The sequence below is a fragment of the Bacteroides sp. An279 genome (assembly GCF_002159615.1).
Lineage (GTDB): Bacteria > Bacteroidota > Bacteroidia > Bacteroidales > Bacteroidaceae > Phocaeicola > Phocaeicola intestinalis.
Genome location: NZ_NFJA01000100.1, coordinates 1 through 12,816 on the forward strand (window position 1 = coordinate 1; position 12,816 = coordinate 12,816).

Below are 12,816 nucleotides of genomic sequence, written 5' to 3' on the forward strand. Positions count from 1 at the left end.
GCTTGATGTATCCGTTTTCGTGTGTGCTTTGGGCGATTTTTTGGTCCTTTCCGCTCCTGTTCTTCGTCAGATAGCCCGCTATCTTCCTCATCACAGAAGCGGAAATGCCACAAAAACTCATCCCAAATCATCGCACGATAAATTCAAAACAGCTTCTAAATATATCTTCATTTCGCATATCATTTATTTTAGCTAAAAGAACATCCATAATTGCCACTCCCCTGGCACAAACTCAAAAACTTACAAACTCAAAAACTTACAAACTCAAAAACTTACAAACTCAAAAAATAATTGTATATTTGCACACTCGTACTTAATAATAGATTTATGTCGTGCATTTTACATATTGAGACCTCTACAGAGGTCTGTTCGGTTGCCGTCAGCCAGGACGGAGCATGTATTTATTCGGAAGAAGACTTCAACGGGCCTTCACATGCCGTGACTTTGGGCGTATATGTAGACCGGGCGTTATCATTTGTTGAAAGCCATGCCATACCGTTAGATGCGGTAGCAGTAAGCTGCGGGCCAGGTTCGTACACAGGTCTCCGTATAGGTGTGTCGATGGCCAAAGGAGTGTGTTACGGACGTGGAGTACCTCTTATCGGACTTCCTACACTGGAAGTGATGTGTGTACCGGTATTACTTCGCCACGAATTGCCAGACGATGCATTGCTTTGCCCGATGATTGATGCGCGTCGTATGGAGGTATATGCTACTATTTATGACCGTGCGTTGCGAGTCGTACGTCCTACAGGAGCAGATGTGATTGACGAGCATTCATATGCAGAATTGCTTGCCGATCATCCCGTATATTTCTTTGGAAACGGTGCGGAAAAGTGCCGGACAAAGCTAACACACCCCAATGCACATTTCATTGAAAAAATCTATCCGTTAGCCAAATGGATGTTCCCTTTGGCTGAAAAGGCAATGGCTATCGAAGATTTTAAGGATGTAGCCTATTTTGAACCTTTTTACCTGAAGGAATTTGTGGCTTCAAAGCCAAAAAAATTATTATAAATGAGTCGGTCCGATGCTTATAAGTATATTAAGAGTCGAGCCAACTAGAACATGAACCCTAGTCCCTAACTTAAAAAATATGGAATATAATACCCAACAACGAAGATTGCCGCTACCGGAATATGGCCGGAGCGTACAAAACATGGTAGACTATGCTTTGACGATAGAAGACCGCAAAGAGCGGCAACGCTGTGCCAATACGATTATAAACATCATGGGAGGCATGTTTCCTTACTTGCGTGATGCAAATGACAACAATCATAAATTGTGGGACCACCTTGCCATTATGTCCGATTTCAAGCTAGATATCGATTATCCGGTGGAGGTAGTAAAAAAGGAAAGCCTGGAAATCAAACCCGACCGCATTCCTTACCCACAACATCGTATCCGTTACCGGCACTATGGCAGCTATATACAGAACCTGATTCGCATAGCTGTCGATTATCCGGAAGGGGAAGAGCGTAAGCGTCTTTTGCAAATGATTGCCAACCACATGAAAAAAGATTACCAGAACTGGAACAACAAGGATGGTATGGAAAACCAGAAAATACTGGATGATTTGTATGAACTTTCAGGAGAAAAAATCAAATTGACCATTGATGATGTGCAATTGGTAGAACAACGCACGATGCCCCGCAGACGCCAAATGAACAATAACAACCAACAGAGAAACAATAACCAGCAAAAAAGGAAGTATTGAAAACCAGAAGACTATATGGCATCATTTGTAATTGAAGGAGGACATAAACTGCACGGCGAAATTATCCCGCAAGGAGCGAAAAACGAAGTGCTGGAGGTTATTTGTGCCACATTGCTGACCGATGAAGAAGTGATTATCAGCAATATTCCGAATATATTGGACGTAAACAACCTTATCCAGCTGCTTCGAGATATGGGGGTAAAGGTAAAAAAGCAGAATGCGGATACATATGCGTTCCGTGCCGATGCTATCAACTTCGATTATCTGGAAAGCGACGATTTCCTGGCGCGGTGTTCGCGCTTGCGTGGCTCGGTGATGCTGGTAGGACCGCTTGTAGCACGTTTCGGACGTGCGGTCATTTCCAAGCCGGGAGGAGATAAAATCGGACGACGCAGGCTGGATACACACTTCTTGGGAATCCAGAAACTGGGAGCTGATTTTCAATATGATAATCAAAGGGGTACGTTCCGCATTCTGGCCAAGCGATTGAAAGGCACCTATATGTTGCTTGACGAAGCATCGGTAACAGGTACCGCCAACATCGTAATGGCAGCAGTGCTTGCCGAAGGGAAGACCACCATCTACAATGCTGCCTGCGAGCCATACATTCAGCAGCTTTGCCGGATGCTGAACCGCATGGGAGCACATATCGAAGGCATAGCTTCGAACTTGTTGACTATCGAAGGGGTAAAGACATTGAAAGGATGTACACACCGTGTCTTGCCAGACATGATTGAAGTAGGCAGTTTTATCGGTATGGCAGCAATGACAGGAAGTGAAATTACCATTAAAAACGTATCGTACGAGAATCTGGGAATCATCCCAGACAGTTTCCGCCGGTTGGGCATCCGCCTGCAACAACATGGCGATGACATTTTCGTACCTTGCCAAGAACACTACGAAATCGAATCGTTCATCGACGGGTCGATTATGACCATAGCCGATGCGCCTTGGCCCGGACTGACCCCCGACCTGCTAAGCGTCATGCTGGTAGTTGCCACCCAAGCCAAAGGGAGTGTCCTGATTCATCAGAAGATGTTCGAGAGCCGCCTGTTCTTCGTGGACAAGCTTATCGACATGGGTGCCCAGATTATCCTTTGCGACCCGCACCGCGCGGTAGTTATCGGACATGACCGTACGTTCCGGCTTCGCGGAGGCAACATGACATCGCCCGATATACGCGCAGGCATCGCCCTGTTGATAGCCGCACTCGATGCGGAAGGCATCAGCCGTATCCATAACATCGAACAGATAGACCGCGGATACCAATATATCGAACAACGCCTGTCGGCTTTGGGCGCACGTATCACCCGTATTGAATAAAGCGTATGATAAGAAAGGAAGAAGTTTTTAAAATCGGTGTCATCAACAAGCCGCACGGCATAAAAGGAGAAGTGTCTTTCACCTTTACCGATGATATATTCGACCGTGTGGATTGCGATTACCTTATCTTGCTCATGGACGGCATCCTGGTTCCGTTCTTCATGGAGGAATACCGTTTCCGTTCCGATACGGTGGCACTGGTGAAATTCGAAGGCATCGATACCGCCGAGCAGGCACGCAGGTTCACCAACGTAGAAGTGTATTTCCCCAAGAAATTCATGGACGAGCAAGAAGACGTGACTTCCTGGAACTTCTTTATCGGTTTCCGGGTAGAAGATGTGCATCACGGCTATCTGGGAGAGATAACGAATGTAGACGATACCACCCTCAATGTCTTGTTCGCCATCGAGAAAGACGGAGAAGAACTTTTATTGCCTGCCCACGAAGAGTTTATCATCGGTTTAGACCGGGAGAAGAAGGTAATGAAAGTAAACGTGCCCGACGGATTAATCGAACCTTAATATATATAAGGTATAAAATAAATAAAAGAGTAAGGTATGAAAAAAACGCGCAAGGCATTTTGGCATAACATCCGGTTCAAGTACAAGCTGAGTATCGTCAATGAGAACACATTGGAGGAGATCGTGGGGATTCACGTTTCGAAATTGAACGGATTGTCGGTATTGCTGGTGTCGTGTGCGGTGATATTCTGCATTGCTGCAGCCATAATCGTCTTTACGCCTTTGCGCAACTATCTGCCCGGCTACATGAACAGTGAAGTGCGTGCACAGGTAGTGGCAAATGCCCTGCGTGCCGATTCGCTACAGGCTGCACTCGAACGCCAAAACCGCTATGTGATGAATATCCGCGACATTTTAAGCGGACAGGTAAAGGCAGATACGGTGCAGTCTATCGATTCGCTGACCGACTTGCGCGAGGAAGAACTGATAGCACGCTCGAAGGAAGAAGAAGAGTTTGTAAAACAATACGAAGAAAAAGAACGTTATAATCTGACGGCAATTACTGAAGAGGGAGCTGCCGGACTGATTTTCTACCGTCCGGTGCGGGGCGTGATGTCTACGAACTTCAATCCGGACAACCGCCATTATGGAGTTGATTTGACCGCAAGCCCGAATGAAACGATACTGTCTGTACTGGAAGGCACAATCATCTTCGCCGGTTATACACCCACGTGGGGATACGTCATCCAGATACAGCATCCGCAGAACTTCATCTCGGTGTACAAACACTGCAATTCGTTGATGAAACGCGAAGGCGACAAGGTAAAAGGAGGAGAAGGAATCGCCTTGGTAGGTGATGCCATAGACAAGGACGACAAGCCCCACTTGCACTTCGAGTTATGGCATAAAGGGAATCCGGTCAATCCCGAGCAATACGTTGTGTTTTAAATGAAGAATTAAGAATGAAGAATTAAGAATAGGCTCATGAAAAGACAAATAGCGATATTAGGTTCTACAGGTTCTATCGGGACACAAGCCTTGCAAGTCATCAAGGAGCATCCCGACCTGTACGAAGTGTATGCTCTTACGGCAAACAATCAGGTGGATTTGCTTGCCCGACAGGCACGCGAGTTCCAGCCCGAAGCTGTTGTGATAGCCAATGAAGACAAATATCCGGCACTGAAAGAAGCACTCTCCGACTTGCCCGTAAAAGTGTATGCCGGAAAAGACGCACTGGCTCAGATTGTAGAATCCCAACCGATTGACATCGTTTTAACCGCTATGGTGGGCTATGCCGGTCTGCTGCCTACAATGAATGCCATCCGTGCGGGAAAGGCCATCGCCCTTGCCAATAAGGAAACCATGGTCGTAGCGGGTGAGATTATCAATGCTCTGGCACAAGAATATCATACCCCTATTCTTCCGGTAGACTCGGAACACTCGGCAATTTTCCAATGCCTGGAGGTGAACAATCCTGTATCGAAGGTGATTCTTACCGCGTCGGGTGGCCCGTTCCGCACGTACACCATCGACCAGCTCCGCACGGTCACCAAGGCGCAGGCTTTGCATCATCCCAACTGGCACATGGGAGCCAAGATAACCATCGACTCGGCTTCGATGATGAACAAGGGCTTCGAAGTAATCGAAGCCAAATGGCTCTTCGGCGTGCGCCCCGAACAGATTGAGGTAGTAGTACATCCCCAGTCGGTCATCCACTCGATGGTGGAGTTCGAGGACGGAGCGGTAAAAGCCCAGTTAGGCGTGCCCGATATGCGTCTGCCCATCCAATACGCTTTCTCTTATCCCAAGCGGGTTTCCCTATCGGGAGAGCGGCTGGACTTTGCCAAATACAATACGCTGACTTTCGAGAAGCCCGACACGGAACGTTTCCGCAACTTGGCTTTGGCATACGAGGCACTGCATCAGGGAGGTAACATGCCCTGCATCGTAAATGCCGCCAACGAGGTGGTTGTAGCCGCATTCCTGGAAGACAAGATTTCGTTCCTCGGCATGAGTGAGGTCATCGAGAAAACCATGACACGCGTGCCGTTTATCCAGCGCCCGAGGTATGAAGACTATGTGGCTACCGATGCCGAAACACGGCGCATTGCCGCAGAATTAGTGATAAACAAGATGACAAGGTGACAAGACAACAAGGTGACAAGGCTTAAAATACCTTGGGAGAACATTCCAAAACCTTGTCAACTCGTCCTTTTCACCCTGCCAACTAAAAAATTAAAAACAAGAAAACGATATGGAAACATTTTTGATTCGTGCTCTCCAACTCATTCTCAGCCTTTCGCTGCTGGTAATTGTGCACGAAGGAGGACACTTTTTCTTTGCCCGCCTCTTTAAGATACGGGTAGAGAAGTTTTATATTTTCTTCGACCCGTGGTTTGCCTTGTTCAAATACAAGCCCAAACATAGCGATACGGAGTATGGTATAGGCTGGCTACCCTTGGGAGGGTATTGCAAAATTTCCGGTATGATTGACGAATCAATGGATACCGAACAGATGAAAAAGCCGCCTCAGCCATGGGAATTCCGCTCGAAGCCTGCAGGCCAACGGCTTCTGGTAATGGTGGGCGGAGTGCTGATGAACTTCATCCTTGCCTTGTTTATTTATTCCATGATTCTTTTTACATGGGGCGATTCGTACATTGCCCTGAAGGACATGACGTATGGAATGAAATTTAATGAACAGGCAAAAGAGATAGGTTTTCGTGACGGGGATATTCTCCTAAGTGCCGACGGTGAGGAATTAACCCGCTTCAACGGAGACATGATTCGGAGCATCGTCGAAGCGCACGAAGTGACCGTGCTTCGCGATGGAGAAGAGAAACAAATCCTGATGCCCGAACTGAGCCTGCTCGATGTAGCCCAACAGAGTCCGATGTTCGTATCCGTATTCCAGCCGAATGTAGTGGATTCGGTCATAGCCGGAGGAGGATTTGCACAGGCAGGCATCCAAAAGGGAGACTCACTTGTAGCATTCAACGGTACGGAAATCAATTCTTGGAACGAGTTCTTAGACCAGATGAACCGCCTTCAACTGAACGCCGAATTGCAGGAAAAGACTTCGGGCGAGTTCACATTGGTTTATTCACGTGCCGGAATACGGGATACAGTCAATGTACAGACGGATGCCAGCTTCAAGGTAAACGCCTACGGAGGCTTGATCGATTATAAAGTGACCGATGTGTCGTATGGCTTTTTCCAGTCTTTCCCAGCAGGTGTTATGTTAGGAATCAATACATTGAAAGGATATGCCAACGACATGAAGTATGTCTTTACCGCCGAAGGAGCCAAGAGTCTGGGAGGTTTCGGTACCATCGGAAGCATCTTCCCAAAGGTATGGGACTGGCAACGTTTTTGGGAAATGACCGCATTCCTCTCCATCATCCTCGCCTTTATGAACATCTTGCCTATTCCGGCGCTCGATGGCGGACACGTATTGTTCCTGCTCTACGAAATCATCGCCCGCCGCAAGCCGAGCGACAAGTTTATGGAATATGCGCAGATGGTAGGCATGTTCCTGCTCCTTGCCCTCCTCATTTGGGCGAACTTCAACGATGTGATGCGGTTTATTTTCTAATATAAATATAAAGGAAAATAGATGAACCTGCTTTACATTCATTGGAATCCCGACCCCGTACTGTTCCACATCGGAAATTTCGGACTTCGGTGGTATAGCATCTTCTGGATGATTGCCATTCTGGCAGCTTGCCAAGTAGTGTACAAGCTCTATCAAGTGAGGAAATTTCCGATAGATACTTACCAGTCGCTGTTCGTATATTGCATGGTAGGTACATTTGTGGGTGCCAGGTTGGGTCATTGCCTATTCTATGACCCTTCCTACTTCCTGGCACATCCCTTGGAAATCGTACTTCCAGTCCGCTTTCTTCCCAACGGAGACTGGATATTTACGGGTTATGCCGGACTTGCCAGCCACGGAGGGACGTTGGGCTTGATTATCGCCCTGTATTTCTTTTGCCGGAAAACCAAGATGCACTACTTGGACATACTCGATATGTTGGGCATCGCCGCACCGGTAGCTTCAGGCTTCATCCGCCTTGCCAACCTGATGAATTCCGAAATCATCGGCATGCCGGCCAATCTTCCTTGGGCGTTTGTCTTCGAGCAGGTCGACCTCCAGCCCCGCCATCCTGCCCAGCTATACGAAGCCCTTTCCTATTTCGTGTTCTTCGGCATCATGGTCTGGATATTCCGGAAGCGAAAAGACAACGTACGCAAAGGGTTCTACTTCGGGCTTTGCATCACCCTGATATTTACGTTCCGCTTCTTCATCGAGTTCCTCAAAGAACGTCAGGTGGATTTCGAGAATGCCATGCCCATCGACATGGGGCAGGTATTGAGCATTCCCTTCATCGCACTGGGACTTTATTTCGTGTTGCGCCGGAAAACGGTCAAAGCATGAGCAAATGTAATTCAAATACGGAAGCAACGGTTTCGGGGAGAAATAAAAAACGGATAAGAAAGGTTGATAATATTCTTTTCTTTGTTACGCCGGAGCACAAATCCGGCGCAACAAAGAATACACAAATCATCGACAGGTATTACCGGACTTCAAACCTTACGCTTACATCTCCACCTCCCAAGGCTGCGGCAAGCCCCTCGGGATTGTCTATCTGCCCCAAGCGTGTGTAACTATAGCCGGACGAAAAAGTTTCGTAAAACAAGACGACGCAAGACGAGCCGTAAAGCATCAGGTCGCCTGTCTGGATTGTCCCCGGACGATAGCTGTCCGTAGGCAGATTTTCCGATAAGTAATGGTATTTCTCGTTGCCGTTCATCTCGCTCATATCCAGCGTAAGGGGGAGCATGGCTGCAAAAGCCCGTGCAGCCTCATTGTCTGCCAGCGTAGCGGCAAACGATGTTCCGTTTACTGAAATTGTAATATTTCTTTCCATGGATGCATTGTCATCACCGTTATTGTTATCGTTGTTTCCTTCATTATCGCCCTCATTTTCATCAGATGGCGGAGCGGGAACTTCCGTCCTTTCCTCCATCGGGTCATCGTCCGAGCAGGCAATAAGGGCATTTGCCGTAAAAAGGAGGAAAATAGCCACTCCACAGCAGTAAATCAACCGTTTCATATCACTTCAGGTATTGGTTGTAAAACTCGACTATCTTGCCGAACGGTATTTTTTCCAGGTTGTCGTACAGGTCGGTATGGCTGGCTCCCGGCACGATATACAATTCCTTGTTGTCACCTTTCAGCTTCTTGAAGGCATCCTCGCCGAAATAGCGCGAATGTGCCTTTTCGCCATGCACCACCAATACGGCACTGCGAATTTCATCGCTGTAAGCCAAAATGGGCATATTGAGAAGTGAAAGCGAGGAAGTGACGTTCCACCCCAGACCTGAATTGATGGAACGGGAGTGATAGCCACGCTTCGTTTTATAATAGTCATAATAATCCTTCATAAATTGTGGCGCGTCATCGGCAGGTTGGGGATTCATCACCGTGCGCTTGTACGTGCCGTTGCGATAGTCTTCCGTCCGTTGGGCATTCAGTTGCTTGCGCATTTCATAGCGGGCGTCCGCATTGTCATTGGCATCGAAGTAGCCGTTTGCCGTCCCCCGACAGATGTCATACATCGTGGAAGCCACCGTCGCTTTGATGCGCGTATCCATAGCCGCCGCGTTGATGGCAAAACCTCCAAAGCCACAGATGCCGAGTATGCCGATGCGCTCCGGGTCTACATCGTCACGGGTGGACAGATAGTCTACCGCCGCACTGAAGTCTTCCGTGTTGATGTCCGGCGATGCCACACTACGGGGCTGCCCGCCGCTTTCTCCGGTAAATGAGGGGTCGAAAGCAATGGTCAGGAAACCGTGCTCTGCCAATGTCTGCGCATACAGTCCCGATGCCTGCTCTTTCACTGCCCCGAACGGTCCACTGACCGCGATGGCTGGGAGCTTGCCTGCCGCGTTCTTGGGTTTATACAAGTCGGCAGCATCCACCGTATCGAAGAGGGACCTGTGCCTGAAGCCGATGCACTGTTGTTTCATCCCGATTTTCTGTTCCGTACCCCATTGGCACAGAAAATGAAGCAATATAGTTTCTTTTCGTATGCTTCCAATGAGGCGTTGCACTTGTCTGCGGACGAACGTGTCATCGTACAGGATTATATGAACAAGATAGCCCATGAACTGGAGCACCCCATCGACAGGTTTTCCAAACCGCTGATAATCTCCAACATTGAAGTGCTGCTCAATTATTGCATGCGCTTTTATGAACGTCAGTTCGTCACGCGCGAAGTGCTGAACAACGATGTCCTTATCCATTTCGAGCAATTGCTGGACGAGTATTGGGATTCCGGCACGGCACGCCTGCAAGGGCTTCCCACCGTGAAATATTTTGCTGAAAAAGTTTGCCTTTCTCCCAACTATTTTGGCGATTTGGTGAAATCAGAAACAGGCAAGAGCCCGCATGAACTTATCCAATCCAAAATAGCGGAAATCGCAAAGAGTGCTCTTCTTGACCCCAAGATGAACACGAAACAGGTAGCGGACATGTTGGGATTCCAATATCCGCAACACTTCCTGCGCTTCTTCAAGAAAAAAGTAGGATGTACCCCAAAGGAATATCGTACTCAAAACAACTTGACTGTATGTAGTTAATCGGAAATGGATTGCGAAAAATCAGTGTGATTCTTTATTTGAATATCCGCAAAACCGATACACTTACTTGCATTTTTCGTATCTTTGGGGCTTGAAATAAATTTTAATACAAGCAGAGTTTATGAAAATACGCATTTTATCCCTCATGCTCTTGGGACTTGCCCTTCAGGCAATGCCTTCCGTTGCCCAAGAGCGTCTGCCCGAATACCTTCAGGCAGAGAAATTCACACGAGAAAAACTGAACACGATGCTGTTCTCTACCAAAGTCGACCCGCATTGGTTCCCGACCGGAAACGATTTCTGGTTCGAATACAAAACCAGCGAAGGCACATCGTGGTATGTAGTCGACCCCGACGCCCGCCGGAAGACTCCGCTATTCGACCGCGATGAATTGGCATCCCAACTTACCGAAATCGTTCACGACCCGTTCGAGGCACGCCATTTGCCCATCCAAAACCTGAAAGTGAAAGAAGACGGACGTACCTTTACCTTCGAAGTAACCTCTTCGCAAGACAAGAAGCCGAAGAAGGATGACAAGAAAAAGGCGGACACCCCCGAAAAGGAAGTATTTTATTTCTCCTACGATTATCCGACACGCAAGCTGACCCTGCTGACCGAAGAAGCCAAGGAACCGAAACGGCTGGATTGGGCATCGGTTTCTCCCGACGGACAAACGGTGGTATATGCCAAGGACTGCAACCTCTACCGCATGAGCATCGCCGATTACCGCAAGGCGCAAAAGGAAGAGAAGGACAGTACGATTGTAGAAATCCAGTTGACGAAAGACGGAAGCGAGCACTTCGGCTATGGCATTCCTTACAGCATATTGAATACCGATACCCTGTGCAACGGCAAACGCCGGGGCGTATGGGGATACTGGTCGCCCGACTCGAAACATTTCGTGACCGTAGTGACCGACGAGCGCAAGGTGAAAGACCTGTGGGTCATCAACTCCACGGCTTCGCCCCGTCCCACGCTGGAGACTTACCGCTACCAGATGCCGGGCGAGATGGATGCTCCCGAAGACCACCTGTACATCTTCGACATGACCACGAACACCCGGAAAGAAATCCGTACGGCAGCATGGAAGAACCAAACGCTGATGCTGGAAAACCGTCCGTATCAGATGAAAGAGCGGGATGCCGAATTTATCCCCGATGTATGGCAGGGTGACAACAACCGCTTCTTCCTGACCCGCAGCAGCCGCGACCTGCACCGCATCGATGTATGTACGTACACCATCGGACAAGACTCCATCGTCCCCATCGTAAAAGAACGGATGAACACCTATCAGGAAACACGCCCCATTCAGGTATTCAACGGCGGAAAGGAATTTATCCAATGGAGCGAACGAGACGGCTGGGCACACCTTTATTTATATGATGACCAAGGAAACCTGAAAAACCGCATCACCAAAGGACCGTGGCACGTAGAGCGTGTCGTAAAGGTAGACCCTGCCACCCGCACCATCTACTTCACCGCCAACGGACGCGAAGCGAACGAGAATCCTTATTACGAACACTTGTATAAAGTGAATGCCGACGGAAGCGGCTTGAAACGGCTGACCGAAGGCGAATACTTCCACGAAACAGACATGGACGACGATGCGCGTTTCATCGTTGACAATTATTCGCGGGTAAATACCGTTCCGAATGCTGTCCTGATAGACCGCAACGGAAATAAGGTGATGGATTTGCAGGAAAGCGATTTCTCCCAGCTTTTTGCCGCAGGCTACCAGTTCCCCGAACTCTTTACGGTAAAAGCTGCCGATGGTGTGACCGACCTCTATGGCGTGATGTACAAGCCTTATAATTTCGATTCGACCAAAGTCTATCCGATAGTCGACTACGTATATCCCGGTCCGCAGGTAGAAGCGGTCTATTATCCATTTACCCGCATGAGCGTACGCACCGACCGCCTGGCGCAGGCTGGCTTTATCGTGATTTCGGTAGGACAGCGCGGAGGACATCCCAGCCGCTCGAAATGGTATCACAACTACGGATACGGAAACATGCGCGACTATCCCCTTGCCGACCATAAAGCAGCGGTAGAGCAACTGGCGGCACGCTACAAATACATCGACATCGACCGCGTAGGCATTCACGGACACTCGGGAGGCGGATTCATGTCTACCGCCGCTATCCTCCAGTATCCTGATTTCTACAAAGCCGCCGTATCGTGTGCCGGGAATCATGATAACCGCATCTACAACCGCTGGTGGAGCGAGACCCATCACGGCGTAAAAGAAGAGATTACCGAAAAGGGAGACACAACCTTTGTGTACAAGATAGCGACAAATCCCGAAATAGCCAAACAGCTGAAAGGACACCTGATGCTGGTACACGGCGACATCGACAACAACGTACATCCGGCAAACACCATCCGCGTAGTAGACGCGTTGATTCGTGCCAACAAACGCTTTGAGATGCTTATCCTCCCCGGCCAGCGTCACGGCTTCGGCGATATGGACGAGTATTTCTACTGGCGCATGGTAGACTTCTTCTCGCGCTGGCTGAACGGAAAAGCCGAAGATTCGGTAGATATTCCCCGAAGGTGAATTTAGAAGCTGTTTTGAATTTCTCCAAAAAGTTTTTCTTGGCTTGATGTATCCGTTTTCGTGTGTGCTTTGGGCGATTTTTTGGTCCTTTCCGCTCCTGTTCTTCGTCA

11 protein-coding genes and 1 pseudogene are annotated in these 12,816 nt (G+C 48.6%); 10 read left to right on the top strand and 2 right to left on the bottom strand.

The genetic code is table 11. The features are described 5' to 3' along the window. Positions 1-327 precede the first annotated feature (327 nt). The 8 genes from tsaB (at position 328) to lgt (ending at position 7,939) form a co-directional block, all read left to right on the top strand. Entirely contained in the window at positions 328-1,017 is a 690-nt protein-coding gene (gene tsaB, locus B5F78_RS14045) for a tRNA (adenosine(37)-N6)-threonylcarbamoyltransferase complex dimerization subunit type 1 TsaB (RefSeq protein ID WP_022040218.1), read from the top strand. Positions 1,018-1,096: 79 nt separating this feature from the next. Further along, entirely contained in the window at positions 1,097-1,717 is a 621-nt protein-coding gene (locus B5F78_RS14050) for a DUF4290 domain-containing protein (protein WP_022040219.1), read from the top strand. A gap of 15 nt (positions 1,718-1,732) precedes the next feature. Beyond that, positions 1,733-3,040 carry a UDP-N-acetylglucosamine 1-carboxyvinyltransferase gene (gene murA / locus B5F78_RS14055; protein WP_087407019.1) on the top strand — a complete coding sequence of 436 codons (1,308 nt, stop codon included), beginning with the start codon at positions 1,733-1,735 and terminating at the stop codon, positions 3,038-3,040. 5 nt (positions 3,041-3,045) lie between these two features. Next, the gene (rimM, locus tag B5F78_RS14060) at positions 3,046-3,561 is read left to right on the top strand and encodes a ribosome maturation factor RimM (protein WP_087210765.1); all 516 of its coding nucleotides are present in this window, start codon (positions 3,046-3,048) and stop codon (positions 3,559-3,561) included. A gap of 36 nt (positions 3,562-3,597) precedes the next feature. Next, positions 3,598-4,449: a murein hydrolase activator EnvC family protein gene (locus tag B5F78_RS14065; RefSeq protein ID WP_087407020.1), complete on the top strand. Its 852-nt coding sequence runs from the start codon at positions 3,598-3,600 to the stop codon at positions 4,447-4,449. A 36-nt stretch (positions 4,450-4,485) separates the two neighbouring features. Then, a complete protein-coding gene (locus B5F78_RS14070) occupies positions 4,486-5,646 on the top strand; it encodes a 1-deoxy-D-xylulose-5-phosphate reductoisomerase (RefSeq protein WP_022040222.1) in 1,161 nt (386 codons plus the stop codon). A gap of 109 nt (positions 5,647-5,755) precedes the next feature. After that, positions 5,756-7,096: an RIP metalloprotease RseP gene (gene rseP / locus B5F78_RS14075; protein ID WP_087250545.1), complete on the top strand. Its 1,341-nt coding sequence runs from the start codon at positions 5,756-5,758 to the stop codon at positions 7,094-7,096. 21 nt (positions 7,097-7,117) lie between these two features. Then, positions 7,118-7,939: a prolipoprotein diacylglyceryl transferase gene (gene lgt / locus B5F78_RS14080; RefSeq protein ID WP_087407021.1), complete on the top strand. Its 822-nt coding sequence runs from the start codon at positions 7,118-7,120 to the stop codon at positions 7,937-7,939. A gap of 139 nt (positions 7,940-8,078) precedes the next feature. Here lgt and B5F78_RS14085 read toward each other — a convergent pair whose 3' ends face one another. Both B5F78_RS14085 and B5F78_RS14090 read right to left on the bottom strand, forming a co-directional pair. After that, positions 8,079-8,618 carry a cyclophilin-like fold protein gene (locus B5F78_RS14085; protein ID WP_162608560.1) on the bottom strand — a complete coding sequence of 180 codons (540 nt, stop codon included), beginning with the start codon at positions 8,616-8,618 and terminating at the stop codon, positions 8,079-8,081. A gap of 1 nt (position 8,619) precedes the next feature. Further along, positions 8,620-9,480: pseudogene (locus tag B5F78_RS14090) on the bottom strand (alpha/beta hydrolase); the annotation flags it as partial. A 27-nt stretch (positions 9,481-9,507) separates the two neighbouring features. Between B5F78_RS14090 and B5F78_RS14095 the strand changes: the two are divergent. Together B5F78_RS14095 and B5F78_RS14100 are read left to right on the top strand one after the other, a co-directional pair. Continuing rightward, complete coding sequence (locus B5F78_RS14095; protein WP_430746826.1) at positions 9,508-10,149, top strand: helix-turn-helix domain-containing protein; 642 nt, start codon at positions 9,508-9,510, stop codon at positions 10,147-10,149. A gap of 121 nt (positions 10,150-10,270) precedes the next feature. Then, on the top strand, positions 10,271-12,706 hold the full coding sequence (locus B5F78_RS14100; protein ID WP_087407023.1) for a S9 family peptidase: 2,436 nt from the start codon (positions 10,271-10,273) through the stop codon (positions 12,704-12,706). The last annotated feature ends 110 nt before the right edge of the window (positions 12,707-12,816 follow it).